General features: G+C 64.4%; 15 protein-coding genes. 6 read left to right on the top strand and 9 right to left on the bottom strand.

All coding sequences use genetic code 11. The features are described 5' to 3' along the window. Window positions 1-53: 53 nt before the first annotated feature. Window positions 54-674, top strand: coding sequence for a LysE family translocator (locus VSR72_RS33595; protein WP_342956566.1), 621 nt, complete (start codon window positions 54-56; stop codon window positions 672-674). Between the two features lie 193 nt (window positions 675-867). Beyond that, window positions 868-1,845 (top strand): 2-dehydropantoate 2-reductase, encoded by a 978-nt coding sequence (locus VSR72_RS33600; RefSeq protein WP_342956567.1) that lies wholly within the window; start codon window positions 868-870, stop codon window positions 1,843-1,845. Between the two features lie 134 nt (window positions 1,846-1,979). Here the strand turns inward: VSR72_RS33600 and VSR72_RS33605 are convergent, their stop codons facing one another. Together VSR72_RS33605 and oxlT are read right to left on the bottom strand one after the other, a co-directional pair. Next, window positions 1,980-3,119 (bottom strand): LysR family transcriptional regulator, encoded by a 1,140-nt coding sequence (locus VSR72_RS33605; RefSeq protein WP_342956568.1) that lies wholly within the window; start codon window positions 3,117-3,119, stop codon window positions 1,980-1,982. A 22-nt stretch (window positions 3,120-3,141) separates the two neighbouring features. Continuing rightward, complete coding sequence (gene oxlT, locus VSR72_RS33610) at window positions 3,142-4,497, bottom strand: oxalate/formate MFS antiporter (protein ID WP_342956569.1); 1,356 nt, start codon at window positions 4,495-4,497, stop codon at window positions 3,142-3,144. Window positions 4,498-4,867: 370 nt separating this feature from the next. On the opposite strand from oxlT, the gene VSR72_RS33615 reads away from it, so the two are divergent. Further along, the gene (locus tag VSR72_RS33615; protein WP_342956570.1) at window positions 4,868-5,812 is read left to right on the top strand and encodes a LysR family transcriptional regulator; all 945 of its coding nucleotides are present in this window, start codon (window positions 4,868-4,870) and stop codon (window positions 5,810-5,812) included. 152 nt (window positions 5,813-5,964) lie between these two features. On the opposite strand, the gene VSR72_RS33620 is transcribed toward VSR72_RS33615, so the two are convergent. From VSR72_RS33620 to VSR72_RS33640, 5 genes are all read right to left on the bottom strand, one after another. Further along, entirely contained in the window at window positions 5,965-6,936 is a 972-nt protein-coding gene (locus VSR72_RS33620; RefSeq protein WP_342956571.1) for a hypothetical protein, read from the bottom strand. 51 nt (window positions 6,937-6,987) lie between these two features. Beyond that, window positions 6,988-7,800 carry a fumarylacetoacetate hydrolase family protein gene (locus VSR72_RS33625; protein ID WP_342956572.1) on the bottom strand — a complete coding sequence of 271 codons (813 nt, stop codon included), beginning with the start codon at window positions 7,798-7,800 and terminating at the stop codon, window positions 6,988-6,990. Between the two features lie 16 nt (window positions 7,801-7,816). Further along, entirely contained in the window at window positions 7,817-9,064 is a 1,248-nt protein-coding gene (frc, locus tag VSR72_RS33630) for a formyl-CoA transferase (protein ID WP_342956573.1), read from the bottom strand. A gap of 451 nt (window positions 9,065-9,515) precedes the next feature. After that, a complete protein-coding gene (locus VSR72_RS33635; RefSeq protein WP_342956574.1) occupies window positions 9,516-10,244 on the bottom strand; it encodes a GntR family transcriptional regulator in 729 nt (242 codons plus the stop codon). Continuing rightward, entirely contained in the window at window positions 10,225-10,461 is a 237-nt protein-coding gene (locus tag VSR72_RS33640) for a hypothetical protein (protein WP_342956575.1), read from the bottom strand. Before VSR72_RS33640 ends, VSR72_RS33635 begins: the two co-directional genes overlap by 20 nt. Window positions 10,462-11,018: 557 nt before the next feature. Here VSR72_RS33640 and VSR72_RS33645 point away from each other — a divergent pair. Beyond that, the gene (locus VSR72_RS33645; RefSeq protein ID WP_342956576.1) at window positions 11,019-11,432 is read left to right on the top strand and encodes a DUF2917 domain-containing protein; all 414 of its coding nucleotides are present in this window, start codon (window positions 11,019-11,021) and stop codon (window positions 11,430-11,432) included. Between the two features lie 117 nt (window positions 11,433-11,549). On the opposite strand, the gene VSR72_RS33650 is transcribed toward VSR72_RS33645, so the two are convergent. After that, window positions 11,550-12,713 carry a porin gene (locus tag VSR72_RS33650; RefSeq protein WP_342956577.1) on the bottom strand — a complete coding sequence of 388 codons (1,164 nt, stop codon included), beginning with the start codon at window positions 12,711-12,713 and terminating at the stop codon, window positions 11,550-11,552. Window positions 12,714-13,329: 616 nt separating this feature from the next. Between VSR72_RS33650 and mprF the strand changes: the two genes are divergently transcribed. Beyond that, on the top strand, window positions 13,330-15,939 hold the full coding sequence (mprF, locus tag VSR72_RS33655) for a bifunctional lysylphosphatidylglycerol flippase/synthetase MprF (RefSeq protein ID WP_342956578.1): 2,610 nt from the start codon (window positions 13,330-13,332) through the stop codon (window positions 15,937-15,939). Beyond that, on the top strand, window positions 15,936-17,309 hold the full coding sequence (locus VSR72_RS33660) for an AcvB/VirJ family lysyl-phosphatidylglycerol hydrolase (protein WP_342956579.1): 1,374 nt from the start codon (window positions 15,936-15,938) through the stop codon (window positions 17,307-17,309). The genes mprF and VSR72_RS33660 overlap by 4 nt, the downstream gene beginning before the upstream one ends. Before the next feature lie 11 nt (window positions 17,310-17,320). Here the strand turns inward: VSR72_RS33660 and VSR72_RS33665 are convergent, their stop codons facing one another. After that, the gene (locus VSR72_RS33665) at window positions 17,321-17,584 is read right to left on the bottom strand and encodes a cupin domain-containing protein (protein ID WP_342956580.1); all 264 of its coding nucleotides are present in this window, start codon (window positions 17,582-17,584) and stop codon (window positions 17,321-17,323) included. Window positions 17,585-17,935: the final 351 nt, after the last annotated feature.

Consider the following 17,935-nt stretch of genomic DNA (forward strand, 5'->3'; position numbering starts at 1 on the left):
GAATGGCGCGATTCACGGCGCGCCGCGCACGGCGCTTACTTTCGAGCGTCATCATGTCCCTCACCGCCTGGCTCTTCTTTCTGCCCGCCTGCTTCGCGCTCAACATGGCGCCGGGGCCGAACAATCTGCTCTCCATCAACGTGGCCGCGCGGCACGGTTTCCTGCGCGCGTTCCTTGGCGGCACGGGCCGGCTCGTGTCGTTCGCGGCCATGATCGCGCTCGCGGCCACGGGCCTTGCCGTGGTGCTGCGCGCTTCCGAGGCGGTCTTCTTCGTCATCAAGCTCGCGGGCGCCGCTTACCTCGTGTGGCTTGCCGTGCAGCTCTGGCGCAGCGACGCCAATCCCATCGGCGAGAGCATGGATAGCGACGCCTCGCTCGCGCGCCTCGCGTGGCGCGAGTGCCTCGTGGCGGCGGGCAACCCCAAGGCGATTCTCGTTTTCACGGCCTTCCTGCCGCAATTCGTCGATGTGGCCAAACCCATCGCGCCGCAGTTCGGCGTGCTCGGCGCGAGTTTTCTCGTGCTCGAATGCGTAGCCATCGCGCTCTATTCGCTCGCCGGCATGTACCTCGGACGTTGGCTCACGCGCACCGCCGTGCGCCGCTGGTTCAATCGCACCTGCGGCGCGTTTCTCGGCCTGATTGGCGTGAGTTTTCTGCTCGTGCGGCGCGCCTGAATCCCCTTCTCGCGCACTCTTAATCCATAAGCTTCTCTTGATGATTTTCGCGAGAAACTTTAACTGTCGTTAATCGACAGCACCCCCTATGCTCAAACCATCGTCCGGGGTCGCGGCGAGCGGGTAGCTTTTCCCCGACGCTCGCGAAAACACCCTGCGGACAAGCGGTTTTCAACGTCATTGGGGTTTCAACATGAAGATCTGCATCTTTGGAGCGGGCGCCATTGGAGGCATGATGGGCGTGCAGCTCGCGCGCGCGGGCGCCGACGTGAGCTTCGTGGCTCGCGGCCCGCATCTGGCCGCCATGCGCGAGAATGGCGCACGCCTCTTGATGGACGGTGAGGAGTACGTGGCGAAGGTGCGTTGCACCTCCGACCCGCGCGAACTGGGTGTGCAGGACGTCGTCATCATCACGCTCAAGGCGCATTCGGTGGCCGGCGTGATCGACGCGATGCAGCCGCTCCTCGGCAAGCATACGGCCATCGTCACGGGCACCAACGGTATTCCCTACTGGTACTTCTACCAGCATGGCGGCAAGTTCGCGGGCACGCGGCTCGAAAGCATCGACCCGGACGGCGCGCAATGGAACCGTCTCACGCCCGAACGCGCGATCGGCTGCGTGCTCTACCCGGCCGCCGAAATCGACGCGCCCGGCGTGATCCGCCATGTGTACGGCAAGAAGTTTCCGATTGGCGAGCCTTCGGGCGAGCGCACGCCGCGCATTGTCCAGCTTCATGAAGCCATGCAGGCCGCGGGGTTCGACGCGCCGATCCGCGAGAACATCCGCGACGAAATCTGGCTCAAGTTGTGGGGCAACCTCTGCTTCAACCCGATCAGCGCGCTCACGCACGGCACGCTCGACGTCATCACGAGCGACCCGGCCACGCGCGCCGTGGCGCGCACGATGATGCTCGAAGGCAAGCGCATTGCCGAGCAGTTCGGCGTGAACTTCCGCGTGGACGTGGAGCGTCGCATCGACGGCGCAGGCGCGGTTGGCGCGCACAAGACCTCGATGCTTGTCGACCTCGAAACCGGCCGGCCAATGGAGATCGATCCGCTGATCACTGTCGTGCAGGAAATGGGCAAGCTGATTGGCGAGCCGACGCCGGCCATCGATACCGTGCTCGCGCTGGTCAAGTTGCGGGAGCGGATGGCGATGCAGGCGGCGTAAGCCACGGCGAAAAGGCGGCGCGTGCGCCGCTTTTTTTTGCGGCGGCAATGCGGGTGGCTGGCGCAGGTGCTGGAAAAAACAAAACGGATCGCTTGGAGCGATCCGTTTTGTTTTGGAGCGGAAGGAAACACGCGCTATTCGATGCGGGCGTGTGTGCGGGTGACCTGGAGCGGCGGCGGTGCATCCGCGCCGCGCAATGCGACGCGCTTCGGCGCGCCGTTCGTGCCACGCAAAGGCGAGCCGTCGATGGATGTTTCCGGCAGCGCTTCGTTGTCCCGCGACAGAGCGTCCTCCACACCCGAATCCGCTGAGACGGGGCTATCGGCGACTGCCCCGTCCGGCATAAATTGCGACCACGCCGCCTGAGCGCAAGGCCGCAACGAACGATGGCGACGGCGCACGAGCATCGTCGTCACGTTCACGACGGGATGCAGCAAGCGCGTAACGAGCGGCCCCGCGGGCGCGGGCCAGTGACACGTTGCGTGCGCAACCTCCCCTGCACGATGCGCAAGCCCGCCGCGCGCGCCGTCCACGCACACTGGCAGCACGCCAATGCCCATGCCGAGCTGCGCCATGCGCGCCACGCCCGCCACGTGCGCGAACTCCTGCAGCGGCCTCCCCTCGGGCCGCAGACCGTCCAGCGCGCGCATCACCGCGCCGCGGCAGCCCGCATCGCGATTGAGCGTGACGAGCGGTTCGCGCGCGAGATCGTCCCATCGCAGCGCCCCCTGTAGCGCAAGCGGATGGTGTGCAGGCAACAGCGCGCAAAGCGGCGTGGCCGAGAGCGGCTGCACGTCGAGGTTGCCGCTCGCGAACGGCACGCTTTCCGCGATCACGCCGAAGTCGGCCTCGCCCTGCTCGACCGCCTGCAGCACGGCCGCCTGCGGCAAGTCCTGCAGTTGCAGCGTGAGCGAAGGAAAAGCCGCCTGGCAGCGCGCGAGCGCGGCGGGCACCCACGTCGACGAGAGCACCGGATTGCTTGCCACCAGCACCACGCCGCTATGCGCCTGGTGCGCGTCGCGGCCCTCGTTGAGCGCCATCTCGATCTCGTCGAGCAGGCGGCCGATGCGCCGCTCGAAGCCGCTGCCCGCGAGTGTGAGCTCGACCTGGCGCGTGGTGCGGTCGAAGAGCTTGAGCTCGACCGCTTCTTCCAGTTCGCGCACGCAGCGGCTCACCGCCGACTGCGTGAGCCCGAACTCGCGCGCGGCGCGCGTGAAGCTGCGCGCCCGCGCCACCGCGACGAACACCTTGAGCTGCTGGAGTGATACGTTCATCGACATGGCGGGCCCGCGTGCCTCATTCGCCGCTTTGGTTGGACCACTGCTGCAATCCCGCGCCCGTATTCGTCGCCAGCGTGACGTTGGGCTCGTTGCTCGCTTCATTGCTCGCTTCGCTGCTCTGCTCGATCAGGCGCTTGCGCATCGGTGCGAGGAAGAACTTGGCGCTCACGCCCGCTGCGATGGTGATGACCGCCGCAGCGATAAACACCGCGCTCCAGCCGCCCGTAGCAGACAGCACGGAGGCCACCGGTACGAGCAGCGCTGCGGTGCCCTTGGCCGTGTACAGCGTGCCGGCGTTCGATGCGGCGAACTTGCTGCCGAACGTGTCCGCGCAGATGGCCGGGAAGATCGAGAAAATCTCGCCCCAGAACAGGAAGATGAGTGCGGCGAAGACCATGAACGCATACGGGTTCGTACCGAACTGCATCATGCCGAGCAGCGCGAGGCCTTCGCCCACGAAGATCAGGAACATCGCGTTCTCACGGCCGATCTTGTCGGAGATGAAGCCGCACAGCGGACGCGTGAAGCCGTTGCAGATGTTGTCGATCGAGAGCGTGAGCGTGAGGAGCGGCAGCGTCATGCCGAACACCGTCATCGGGATGCGAGCGAGGCCCCAGTCCTTGGCGATCGGTCCGATCTGCGCCGTTGCCATCAGGCCGCCAGCGGCCACTGCGACGAAGCAGATGTAGATCACCCAGAACACCGGTTGCTTGATCATCTGGCCCGGCGTGTAGTCGACGCGCGAGACGAGTCGGCGGCCAGCCACGGCTACGGCGCGCGGTACCGGCTTTACGAGCAGGAACGAGAGCGCGAGAATCGATACGCCCTGAATGACGCCGAACACGAAGAACGTGTGCTCGTAGCCCGAGCGCGTGATCATGTTCGCAATCGGAATCACCGTCACGGCGGCGCCGGCGCCGAAGCCCGCGGCCGTGAGGCCCGCGGCGAGGCCGCGGCGGTCCGGGAACCACTTGAGCGCGTTACCCACGCAGGTGCCGTACACGCCGCCCGCGCCGATGCCTGCGATCACGGCCGAAACGTAGAGCATCGGCAGCGTCGTGACGTAGGAGTTGATCACCCAGGCAAGGCCTGCGCAAACCGCACCGCCCGCCACGACCGGACGCGGGCCGAACTTGTCGACGAGCCAGCCTTCCACCGGCACGAGCCAGGTTTCGGTCAGGATGAAAATCGAGAACGCCAGTTGAATCTCTGCCTGGCCCCAATGGTGGCGCGAGTTCATCGGTGCGACGAACAGCGTCCATGCGTATTGCAGGTTGGCAACGAGCGCCATGCATAGCATGCCCACCACCAATTGAAACCAGCGGTTCGTCCAGAACGGACCGCTCTCGCTCCTCTGACCGATTGCATTCATATCGCTTGTCTCCGCTATCTATTCATTGCAGCCTGCGTGATTACGGGCGTGCATAAATTCCAACTTATGGTTTTAGCTCTGTGCTTCGTTACGTCTGTTTTTATTCTTGGAATGAATGAAAAAATCGAATAGAAATTCGTCAATCCTCATTCACCCTGACGTTGCTGCATGTCCCTTAAAACACCGTTAAACAAGGGCCTTTCTACGCGTTGTCCCTTATGAAATCGTATTTCCGAGCGTTAACCCGAACATAGCTTCGAGCGCATCGCGCGGCATTCGGATGCCTTTCAACTTATGCTAGGGTGATTGCTGAATTACTCACAATTAAAGTTTGTTATTATGTGGATTCAGTATCCTTTATGGTTCGGCCATGACGATGCGAAACGCCACGCTGCGCCAGCTCAAGGTCTTCGAGACCGTGGCGCGCCACCTCAGTTTTTCGCGTGCTGCGGAAGAACTGCATCTCACCCAGCCGGCCGTCTCCACGCAGGTTCGGCAGCTCGAAGATCACGCAGGCCTGCCGCTCTTCGAGCAGCTCGGCAAGAAGATCTATCTCACGCCCGCGGGCACGGAGATGCTTCACTACAGCCGCGCGATCATGCAGCAGTTCCACGAAGTGGACGAGGCGATGAGCCAGCTAAAGGGCGTCTCGGGCGGCAAGCTCAACGTCGCCGTCATTAGCGCGGGCGATTACTTCTTTCCGCGGCTGCTGGCCGAGTTCACGCGCCGCTACAAGGGCGTCGCGCTCAATCTCTCCGTGCACAACCGCGAGCAGCTGCTTCAGCAACTCGCCACCAACCAGACCGATCTCGCGGTGATGGTGCGTCCGCCGCATGCGACCGACGCCATCAACGAGCCGTTTGCGCCCCACCCGTACGTGATCGTGGCGGCGCCCTCGCACCCGCTCGCGAACAAGCGCGCCATCAAGCTCAGCACGCTCGCCAACGAGGCGTTCATCGTGCGTGAACGCGGCTCGGACACCTGGAACTCGATGGAAGAAGGTTTCGCCGGAAAGATCACGAACCTCAAGATCGCCATGGAGATTCAAAGCACCGAGACGATCAAGCAGGCCGTGATCGCGGGCATGGGTATCGCCTTTCTTTCGGCGCACACCATCAGCCTCGAATTGCAGGTCGGTCACCTCACGGTGCTCGACGTGGAAGGCTTCCCGGTCATGCTCAACTGGTACGTCGTGCACCGGAAAAACAAGCGTCTGCCGCCCGTCGCGCTCGCGTTCAAGCGCTTCCTCATGGAGGAAGGCGCGGCGCTCATCGAGAACATTACAAAAGTGTCAGAAGCGAGTTTGCATAAGTAAGGTTTTATGACGCCAGCAAAAACCATCAGGCATGGCTAATCATTCGCGTCGTATTGCGCGTTCTGTTGTTGTTTCCCCGTGGGGTCCCGCAAATAGTCTCGTGCAGTTGCCACCTTCGCCGGTGGCAGCGCGCACGGTATTTCAGTAAGGCCTTAGTGCGGCCCTTGTCGCTGACGCAACGCGCCGCCCCGGCTGCGCCGCCGCCGCGGCAAATCCTGCGAGGCGTGATGACCCGCGCGTCCGCCGCCGTGTGGCGTGTCGCTCGCGGTTAGCCAGGCGGGTTCGAACGCACCGCTGCCGCACGCCGCGACCAGCAGTTCGTCCGGCACACCCGCGAAGCTCGCGTGGAAAGTCGCGGCGAAGGGCTCGTGTGACGTCAACGTCTCGACGGCGCCTGTCCGCGCGAGCCGCGGTAGCCGCGCGCCGCTCATGAGCCGCACGCCCAGCGCCGCGCAGAGCACGCTCGCTGCAACCAGTATGGAGATCTCGAATTCGGGGGAAGCATGCGCGCTCAGGAACCCATAGCCGAGCGCCACGCCTAGCAACAGCGCCATCCCATGCATGACGCGGTCGCCGCGGCCGAACGGCTCGCGCCTGCGCACCGCGCCGCTCGCTCGCGCGCCACGGCTGAACAAACTCAGCGCGCCGCCAATCAACAGCGCGCCGGTCGCCGCCGCGACGAACAGCGCGACACGTTCGATCGGACCACGCTCCGGCTGCAACACGTAGCCAATGAACGCGCCGGTCAAGACACTCGCGCCCGACACGCCACCCAGCAGCGCCGCCGTCCGCGCGCGCCGCGTGAGGTCACGTCGGCCCGCAAGGCACAAACCGGCCAACACGCCAGCTTCGACGGCAACCGTCGCGTCGGGCGCATGCATCCCGCCTGCAGCGATCACGCCGGGCGGCACGGTCAGTAGCAATGCGAACGAAATGGCAAAGGCGATGCGATGTTTGTGCGGCGCACCAGCACGCCTCGCGCAGCGCGGCACGGCGCGAGAACGCGGCGAAGGCCACGCACGCAACGGCGCGAGCGCCGCCAGTTGTGCAAATGCACAGCCGAGCCATGCAAACAGCACGCCGGCGCCTAGCCACGCCAGGTCGCCAGCCAGTTGCTCCGGCATCTCTCCTCCTCGCGCGGCATCGCTGCCGCGCGCGTCTCTGGTTTTACGTCATCAAGCCGCACCCTCTACGGCCGCGAGCGACTCGGATTGCGCGCATACGGCGCCCAGCGTATTGCTCAACGTACCGATCCCTTCGATGGTGACCTCGACGGTTGCGCCATCAACGATCGAGCCTACGCCGAGTGACGTGCCGCATGCAATCACGTCGCCCGGCTCGAGCGTCAGGTCCTGCGAAATGAGGCTCACCTGCTGCGCCGGCGAAAACACCATGTCGTCGAGCGGATAATTCTGCCGCTCCACACCGTCGAGTTTCGTGACGACGCGCGCGCGCTGCCAGTCGAAGCCGGAAACGATCGCCGGGCCCAAACAACAGAACGTATCGAAACCTTTGGCGCGGCACCATTGCGGGAAGTGCGGATTCTCGGTAATAAGACCCGCCGCCGTGACGTCGTTGACGATCGTGTAGCCGAAGATCGCCGAAGCGGCCTCTTCGACGCTCGCATCGCGGCAGCGCTTGCCGATCACGATGCCGAGCTCGCCTTCGAAGACGATTTTTCCCGCATAGTGGGCAGGACGCCGAATCAATTCCGAAGAGCCGATTACCGATGCCGCCGGCTTGATGAGGAAGAGCGGGTGCGAAGGCACCGGCTTTTCCAGCTTCGCGGCGAGCGCGTGAAAATTGTTCCAGAGCGCGACCACCTTGCCGGGCGCACAGGGCGCGAGCGGCGTGAGTGCGCGCAGCGACAGCACCGCGCCAGTCGGCACCGGCTGATCGAGCCCTTCGTATTCGTGCAAGTAACCGTTTTCGACGCGGCCGAACACAATGCTGCCGTCGCTCGCCATCAAACGCATCCACGTTTCCATGTTTCGCTCCCTGGTTTCAAACCGCGCCAGCATCGCGCAGTGAGTGGATCTCGTCCTTCGTGTAGCCGAATTCGGCGAGCACCTCGTCGGTGTGCTCGCCGAGCATCGGCGAACGCGTGACTTCGGTCGGGCTGTCCGAGAGCTTGATCGGGTTGCCCACCGTGAGGTACTTGCCGCGCACCGGGTGGTCCACCTCGACGATCGTGCCGCTCGCGCGCAGCGATTCGTCGCTGGCGATCTCCTTCATCGAGAGAATCGGGCCGCACGGAATGTCGTAGCGGTTGAGCACCGCCATCGCGTCGAACTTCGTGCGATGCATGGTCCAGTGCTCGATCTCGTCGAAGATCGCCTTCAGGCGCGGCAGGCGCGCGTTCGCCGTCGCGTAGTCCGGATCGTCGATCCACTCCTCGCGCCCGATCAGCTTGCAGATGCGGTCCCACACAGGCGCCTGCGCGATGAAATAGATATAGGCGTTCGGATCGGTCTCCCAACCCTTGCACTTGAGAATCCAGCCCGGCTGGCCACCGCCCGACGCATTGCCGGCGCGCGGCACGGCCTCGCCGAAGCCGTCGTTGGGGTACTGCGGGTACTCCTTCATGACGCCGGTGCGCTCGAGGCGCTGCTGGTCGCGCAGCTTCACGCGGCACAGGTTGAGCACGCCGTCCTGCATGGCCGCGAGCACCTTCTGGCCGCGTCCCGTATGCGTTCGCTGATAGAGCGCCGTGACGATGCCGAGCGCGAGATGCAGGCCCGTGCCGCTGTCGCCGATCTGCGCGCCGGAAACGACCGGCGGGCCGTCGTCGAAACCCGTCGTCGAAGCCGCGCCGCCCACGCACTGCGCGACGTTCTCGTAGACCTTGCAGTCCTCATAGGGGCCGGGGCCGAAGCCCTTCACCGAGGCGACGATCATGCGCGGGTTCAGCTCCTGTATACGCTCCCAGCTGAAGCCCATGCGCTCGAGCGCACCAGGTGCGAAGTTCTCGACCAGCACATCGCAGTCGCGAATGAGCCGCTCCAGCACGCGCTTGCCTTGCGGGTTCTTCGTGTCGAGCGTGAGCGAACGCTTGTTGCCGTTGAGCATCGTGAAGTAGAGGCTGTCCGCGTCCGGCAGGTCACGCAGCTGATCGCGCGTGACGTCGCCGGCGCCAGTGCGCTCTATCTTGATCACGTCCGCGCCAAACCAGGCGAGCAGTTGCGTGCAGGTGGGTCCCGACTGCACGTGCGTGAAATCGAGGATGCGCACGCCGTTTAATGCCTTGCCCATGTCATGTCTCCTTATCTAATCGTGGCCGGGCGAGTTTTCGAAAATCGGTGGGGTTGCGTGGGCAGAGGCGTTTCGCGCTATGGCGCGACATCTGCGTCCTTGAGCAATACGGTATGTGATATATCAGCGTGAAGCAAGAGGGGAATTGCTCTTCGGGAATGCCACTAGAATCGCGTCGAAGCCTTATCCAGTACGGCTTCGGTGCAAATTCGACGGCGTTGACGCGGCGCACACGAGGGAAAACCCCGAGCATTTTCCGTGTCTGATATGCCAGATTCCGTGTGAAGGATGGCTGTGAGAGACCGCGATTTGGTCAGGGATGCCAGGGGTTGATGCGCATAAAGTCGGCGTCGGAGGCCCTCAGCCGACGGGTCGCGAAGGAGCGTAAACGCAAAACGGGAGACCAAAGGTCTCCCGTTTCTCCCGGATTTAGCGGCGCTGACTGCCCGTCTCAGTCAAGGAAATCGCAGTTCTTCTCGACGTAGATCGCGAGATCCAGCGAATGCTGCCGCACGAGCTTTTCCGCCAACTCGGTGTCGCGCTTCTCGAGCGCTTCGATAATGCGCAGATGGTCGACGATCGAGCGCGAAGCCCGGTCGCTCTGCGAAATCGTCATGCGGCGAATGGCGCGCACATGCACGAAGATGTTCTTGATGGTGTCGAGGATGATTTGCGACCGGGAGAGCTCGACGATCGCCTGGTGAAACGCGATGTTGGCGTCCGAGTACTCGGCGATATGCTCGGCGGGCGTGCTGTCGCGGAAGTCGTCGAACATGTGGCGCAGACGCGCGATGTCCTCGTCGGTGGCGTGGATCGTGGCGAGGCGTGCGGCCATGCTTTCGAGCGCGGCCCACATCTGGATCATCTCCACGATTTCGCGCTTGCTCTTGCGCACGATATAGATGCCACGGCGGGGCACCATGCGCAGGAAGCCTTCCTGCTCGAGCAGCGTCATGGCCTCGCGCACCGGTGTGCGGCTCACGCCGAGCGATTCGCTCAGCACGCGCTCGTCGAGCCGGATTTCCTCGCGCGACTGGTAGATGTCGGCGTCGGCAATGGCCTGGCGCAGCATGGCGTAAGCCTGATCGCGCAGGCTCAGTGTTGCGTTGATGGGCTGCAGCGCCAGCTTGAGGGGCGCCGCTTCCCGGCTTGCTACAACTTCAGTTTGTTCTGACGACATTGATTACCTCTTTTCCGACCTGCGGACGGATTCGCGGACCGAATTGTGCACGACGAACCGCTCTCACGCGCGGCGCTTCGCCCAAACCAGCGTACCGGCCATGCTGTGCGGCCTGCTCAATAGCAGATTGCGGCAGCCACCTGGCGATCATGACCGTAGCCGCTGCACCCAAACCCACCACCGCTGCACTGAAAAGTGCGAGAGAAACGAAATCCATTTGAAGCTCCGCATGATTGAGTAATCGAATGACTCAATCATATGCTGCGTCGCGACAAAAATCAATATTCTGTATGTGATATATCAGATGCAGTCGCTTCCACACAACAGTTCGACGCTTTGGGGGCTTATCAGCGGCTCACTCCCACATTGTGGGCACGGCCAACCGGATATCTGTGAAAACAACCAATGCTAGTGAGAAACCGGTACCGCCCGCAAGGGGATATGCCATCGAAGGGCACGATCGCGTCATGCAAAGCGGCGAACGAGACTCGCACGCAACACAAACCGCGGCTTCCAAAGCCATTTAAGCATTTCAGGTTGACAGCGCCGCAAGGCGGCCCGCACACTCGATCCATGCACACCTCTTCCACCCTCCTCATCATCGCGAACACGATGAATCATCCGTGGAAAACCCATACGGGTAACCCACGGGGATGGTGTGCGTACTAGCAGTCTGTCGTCACGCAAATCACAAGCCCCGCCGGCATCGACGGGGCTTTTTGTTTTTCTGGGTGACAGCGCTCCGTTCGTCGGCTCCAAAAACTGGAGAAAACGATGGATGACGCTTTTCAGGCAGCTTCACTGACCGCTTCACAGCCCCTCGCACCGGCCGTTGCAGACGCAACCGACCGCTTCGACGATCCGTTGCCCGCACAATCGGTCCACTTCGCCGTGCCGCCCATGCGTACGCTCACCTGGCGCGTGAATGCGTCGGCCACGCTGCGTGTTCAAGCAGCCCAGGTGTGGATCACGCGCGCCCGCTCGCCCTACGACCACTGGCTGCAACCGGGCGAGACGCTTCGGCTCGAGCGCGGCGAGCGCATCTGGCTCAGCACTGAGGCCGCGTTGCCGGCGCGCGTGAGCATCACGAGCGCATGGCAGCCGCCGTTTGCAGGCGTGCGGCGCTGTATGGAGCGCCTCGCCGCGTGGCTCGCGTTACTCACGCTACGGCGCTCGCGCGAGGCGTGAAGCGTAAAACCCCGGCGCTCGACGCGCTTTGAACCGGAGTCAAAGCCGCACACGCCAAAACGCCGGATGCACCGCCCAACAGGCGCATCCGGCGTCGCGTAACTGCAAAGTGCTGAATCAGAACTTATGCCGCAACCCGAGGTTCACGATGGTCTGGTTCGACGTCCCCGCGTAACCATACGACCCGACCGAAGCCTCGGCCGGCATCGAGCCGCCCGTGCCGTTGCCTGTATCGCCGCTTGCATGCTGCCAGGCTGCCGTCATGTAGAGGTCGGTGCGCTTCGAGAGGCTGTAATCCGCACCGAGCGACACCTGGTTGTAACTCGCCGTCGTATCGCCATTGGCGTGCGTATAGCTGTAGCCGAGGCCGAGCAGCAGCGACGGGCTCAACTGATAGTTCAGGAAGCCCTGGCCGGTGTTGTACTTCTGGGTATCGTGGAACACCGAGCTGCCATCCGGGGCGTAGCGCGCGTTGCTGTACCCGAGGCCGAAGGTGAACTTGCCGAACTGGTACTGTCCCGCCGCGCGCGCAATGGCGAGCGAGTGCGCCGTGACATAGCCGGAGTTGATCGGCCCGTCGAAGGTGCCGTCCGAGGTGCTCGTCCAGCCGTCGGTGCGAATGCCGTTCACGGCCTGGCTGTTCGTCGCGTAGAAGTAGCCGCCTGCCAGCGCGAGCGGACCGTTGGTGTAGTTGATCGCCGCCGAGTACGACTGCTCGGCGCCCGTCGAGCCCGCCACGCCGCCGAACGAGTACATCGCCGCGACCTGCAGGCCGCTCCACACGGGCGTCGTGTACTTGACGGCATTGTTCACGCGGAAGCTGTTGTCGTAGTTGTCGACGTCGCCCGCCGTTGCGAACACGGAGCCGAAATAGTTGTCGGCCGTAATGCCCTGCACGAGATCGATGAGCGGGTCATACTGCCGCCCCAACGTGAGCGAGCCGTACTGCTCGGACGTCAAACCCACATATGCCTGTCGGCCGAACAGCCTGCCGCCCTGCGCGAGCGAGCCCGTCGACGGGTTGAAGCCGCTTTCCAACTGGAAGATCGCCTTGAGGCCGCCGCCGAGATCTTCGGCGCCCTTCAAACCCCATCGCGAGCCGGAGAGATTGCCGTAACTGCTGTTGCCGAGCGTCCAGAGGCTGTTGCTGCCTTGGGCGTGGTTGACGTAGGTGATCGACGTGTCAATGGTGCCGTACAGCGTCACGCTGTTCTGTGCCTGAGCGGTGCCGGCAACCCCGAGCGCGGCCAGCGAAAGGGAAGTCAAGGCTAGTCTTTTCACGTCATTCTCCCGGCGCAGTAAAACAACTCTTGACCAAGGCAGACTAACTCGCCCGTCGCGCATTGTAAAAGGAATAAACAAGCTGTCTCGAATTAGTGACAGCGATTTCAGGAAGCGCCTGGCTAACTGCCGAAACATTATCTCTCGCGGCGAAACAATGCACAGTCCATCCGCCCTGAACCCCGGTCACACAAGGCTTTCGGCAAACTGACCATATCGGTGCACACATCGACACGCACCGATTACTCATAACTTAACGATTGCCTTGCCGTTCAACGCAGCTGTTAATCAGGTTTTCCAAACATTAATCGCCAGGAGAGTATTCCCCAATTAAATCCGCTAGTTACGACGCGTCATTGCGCCCAGTTGATCCGCACCCAATAGCGGTTTCTTGCAGCGGGGCGTCAACCGGCGGGTAGTCCTATGCGTTTGCTGAGCTTAACCAGTCCTTTCCGAACGATTACGATTCGGCTCGAATTTCCGGTTCGCGGCGCGAGGTGCGCGAGAGCCGGTCTCGGAAGAACGTAAGCGCAAAACGCGAATAAACGCGATGTCACCGCCGGGGAAGCTGTAACAGTCGATACGGCGACATCGCAGAGAGCCACCAGACCGATCCATGTCTTACTCGCATTCTTCGCGCGCGGCGCGCGCCCTCGAGGCGCTGCGCCGCCGTGCCGGAGCCCTGCACCTGCAGCGCATTGTCGCGCCGGTGCTCGCGCTCGGCATCTGCGCGCTGTTGCTGGTCGTGTTCCAGCACCTCTCGCGCACGGTCGACTACCACTCGGTGATCCGCCAGCTCTGGACGCTCACGCCCGCGCAATGGGCAGGCGCGCTCGCCGCCACGGCCGTGAGCTTCGTCGCCCTGGTCGGACGCGACGCCGTGGGCTTGCGCTACCTCGGCGCGCGCGTCTCGCGCGGCGCGCTCTGGGCCGGCGCGATCGCCGGCTCGGCGCTCGGCAACGTCACCGGCTTCGGCGCGCTCACGGGCGGTGCCGTGCGCTGCCGCGTGTACGGCGGCGCGGGCGTTACCGCCGCGCAGATCGGCCGCATGACGGTGTTCACGAGCGTCACGCTCGCCCTCGCGCTCGTGCTCATGACCGCGCTCGGCATGGTGGGCGCCGCCGGTACGCTCTCCGGGCTGCTGCATCTCTCGCCCGACGAGCTGCGCCTGATCGGCGGCGTGGTGCTCGGCTGCGGCGCGGTGCTGGTGATCCTCTGCCCCGCCCGCGCGCGCGAAATCGAGCCGTTCGGACGCGCCTGGCTGCGCTTTTCGGTGCCGGCGCGGCGCGATCTCGTTGCGCAGTTGCTGCTGGCCGCGCTCGACGTGGTCGGCGCCGGTCTCGCGCTCTGGTCGGTCATGCCGCACGCGCTCCTCGGCTTCGCCGATTTCCTCACTGTTTACTGCGCCGCCATGCTGCTCGGCCTGATCGGCCACACGCCCGGCGGCATCGGCGTATTCGAAGCCGCGATGGTCTACGCGCTCGGCCCGAGCGTGCCGACTTCCAAGGTGCTGGCCGCGCTGCTCGCTTATCGCGCGATCTACTTTGGCGCGCCGCTCGCGCTCGCGGCGGCCGTGCTCGCCGTATTCGAGGGCCGCGCGCTCAAGACGCCGCTCAGCGCCCGCTTTGCAAAGCGCGGCGCCGACGGCGTCTCGCAACTCGCGCCGCTCTTCCTTGCCATCGTCACGTTCGTGACGGGCAGCATGCTCGTGATCTCGGGCGCCACGCCCGCGTTCTCCAAGCGCATCGCGCTGCTGCAGACCATCCTGCCGCTCTGGGTGCTCGAAAGCTCGCAATTGATGGGCAGCCTCTTCGGCGTGCTGCTCCTCTTCGTCGCGCGCGGTCTGCTGCGCCGTCTGGACGCCGCATGGTGGCTCGCACTCGTGATCGCCGTGGCCAACCTGGCGCTCTCGCTCGCCAAAGGCCTCGCCTTCGTCGAGGCGGGCGTGCTGTGCGTGCTGATCGTGCTGCTGCTCGGTACGCGCAAGCGCTTCAATCGCCACTCGTCGATGTTCAGCGAGCGCTTTACGCCGGCCTGGCTCGCCTCGGTCGGCTGCGTGATCGCGCTCGCCGTGTGGGTGCTGCTGTTCGCGTTCCGCGACGTGCAGTACTCGCAAAGCCTCTGGTGGCAATTCGCCTTCCACAGCCGCGCCCCGCGCGCGCTGCGCGCCACGCTCGGCGCGGGCGTGTTCGCCGCCGCGCTCGCGCTGTGGCAACTGCTGCGCCCCGCCGCCGGGCGCTTCGTGATGCCCGCGAGCGAGGACCTCGAAGAAGCCGGGCGCATCGTGCGCGCGCAGGAGCGCAGCGACGCGGGCCTCGCGCTGATGGGCGACAAGAGCTTCCTCTTCTCCGCCTCGCGCAAGGCCTTCCTCATGTACGCGAAGCGCGGCCGCACCTGGGCCGCGCTGCACGATCCGGTGGGTCCGCGCGAAGAGTGGCCGGCGCTGATCCGCGAATTCGTCACGCTCGCGCACGCGCACAACGGCCGCGCGGCGTTCTACCAGGTGCGCGCCGACGCGCTGCCGCTCTATCTCGACGCCGGCCTCACGCTGATGAAGCTCGGCGAGGAAGCGCGCGTGATGCTGCAGGAATTCGACCTGAAGGGACCGCAGCGCGCGCATCTGCGCTACGCGCTCAAGCGCGGCGAACGCGACGGCTTTTCGATCGAACACATCGAGCCCACGCAGATGGGCGCGAGCCTGCCGGTGCTGCGCGCAATCTCCGACGCCTGGCTGCAGGACCGCGAAGCGCGCGAAAAGAGCTTCTCGGTGGCCGCGTTCGACGACGACTATCTCGCCGCGCAGTCGGTGCTGGTCATCCGCCAGAACGGCGAGCCGCTTGCGTTCGTCACCTTCATGACGACCGATCTGAATACCGACGCCACGGTGGGCGTCATGCGCCATCTGCCGGGCGCCTCGCCCTACGCGATGGAGTATCTGTTCACGCAGCTCGCGCTGCACCTGAAGGCCGCTGGCTACCAGTCGCTCTCGCTCGGCATGGCGCCGCTCTCGGGCATGGGCCCCTCGCCGCTCGCTTCGTCGTGGCACCGGCTCGCGGGCTTCATCTGGCGCTTCGGCGGCCGCTTCTATAACTTCCGGGGGCTGCGCGGCTTCAAGAACAAGTTCGCGCCGCGCTGGGAACCGCGCTATCTGGCCGCTTCGGGCTCGATCAGCGTGTTCATCACCCTCGCCGATCTATCGCTGCTGGCAGGAGGCTGGCGCTCATGACATTCCGTATTTCCAGGCTGCCGCGCATTGCAGGCACGGCAGTGGGCGCCGCTGCGCTCACGTTTTGCGCGGCTCACGCCAACGCGGCTTCGAATCCCGCTTCGACGCCCGCTTCCGCCGCGACGATGCACGTTTCCGGCGGCCGTTATGGCGAAGTCGCGGTGACGAAACCGAGTGGCGCGATGCGCGGCTTCACCGTGCTGTTCTCGGCGGACAAGCACTGGAGCGCCGCAGACCAGACGCGCGCCGACGCGCTCGCGCAGCATGGCGCGCTCGTCGTGGGTGTCGATACGGAGCGCTACGCAACGAACCTCGCGGCAGTGAAGAACGAAACCTGCCACAAGCTCTACAGCGATGCCGAAGCGCTGAGCCACCAACTCGAACGCCAACAGGGGTCCAGCGAGTACTACGCGCCGATCGCCATCGGCAGCGGTGAAGGTGCGCTCATCGCGCAACGCATGCTCTCGCAGGCGCCGGCCAACACGATGGCGGGTGCCGTGTCGCTCGATCCGGCTGCGAAGCTCGATGCGCGCTTCGCACCTTGCCCTGCCGATCCCACGCTCTCGCGCGGCAATGGCCTGCCCGGCTTCTTCGAGCAGGGCGTGACGACGAAAGATGTGCAAGCAACCCGTTCCGGCACGCCGCGCGCCTTCGCCCCCAGCGTCGCCGATGCCGACAAGATCGTTGCGCTCACATCGAATCATCTGCGCGTCGCGACGGAAAGCGAAGAGGACGTGTCGGACTTGCCGCTCGTCGAACTGCCCGCGGCGCATCCCACCGACATGCTCGCGGTGGTCATCTCGGGTGACGGCGGCTGGCGCGATCTCGACAAGACGATTGCGGAAGCGCTGCAAAAGCAGGGTATTTCGGTGATCGGCTGGGACGCGCTGCGCTACTTCTGGAGCGAAAAGACGCCGGCGCAAACGAGCCACGATCTCGCCCGCGTGCTGAAGACCTACGGCTCGCGCTGGCATGCGCAGCACATCGCGCTCGTGGGCTACTCGTTTGGCGCGGACGTGATGCCGTTCGCCTACAACCGTCTGCCCGACCCGCTGCGCGCGAAGGTGTCGTACATGTCGCTGCTCGGCTTCGCGCCGGACGCCGACTTCCAGATCCGCGTGACGGGCTGGCTCGGCATGCCCGCCAGCGACAAGGCGCTGCAGGTGCGCCCGGAACTCGCGAAGGTGCCGCCTTCGATCGTGCAGTGCGTGTACGGCGCGGGCGAGAAAGACACGCTGTGCCCAGCGCTCGTCAACACCGGCATCGACGTCGTCAAGACGGACGGCGATCACCACTTCGACGGCGACTACAACGCGCTGGCCGGAAAGATCATCGCGGGGTGGAAGAAGGAGATTGCGGCGCGGGGGTGAGGCGCCCGCCTTCACTTCCTCCCCACGAGATACTGCACGCCCTGCGGCCCGTAACGCTCGGCGTGCGGCAGGTTGGCGGCGAGATGGAACACGTCGCCGGCCTTGTAGTGCCGCTCCTCGTCGCCGACGCGGATGTGCAACTCGCCCTCGATGACCAGCGCCTTCGCTTCGAACGGATGCGAGTGGACCTCCATGACGCCGGCCTCGCGCGTCACGACAACGGGCTCGGGAAAGCCTTCATCGGCCAGGCCGCGGATGAATGTTTCGCGCTGCATGAATCGTCTCCTCGTTCGACGATGCCGACCCGTCAGCAGGCAGTTTGGCACGCGCGTCACGGCCATGCACGCCCTCGCTTCCTGCCGGGCCGACAGTCGCGCGCAAGAATGCCGACCAACCTTTCATCAAAATCTACATGAAAGGCTCCAGAAAAAATTCTCCTTACATTACCAAAAGCTTTCAACTATAACGACATCACATGTCGCGATTTCCGCTATCTCGCGCATGCCTCAGCCCGCCTGGCCTAACCGGCGGGCTTTTTTTTGAGCGCACCCAGCATCGATCCAAAGCTTTCAAAAACCATACTCATCAATACGCCGTGCTAGTGGAAACACCGAGATGGCTTTCGC

The organism is Paraburkholderia sp. JHI869, from assembly GCF_038900775.1.
GTDB lineage: Bacteria > Pseudomonadota > Gammaproteobacteria > Burkholderiales > Burkholderiaceae > Paraburkholderia.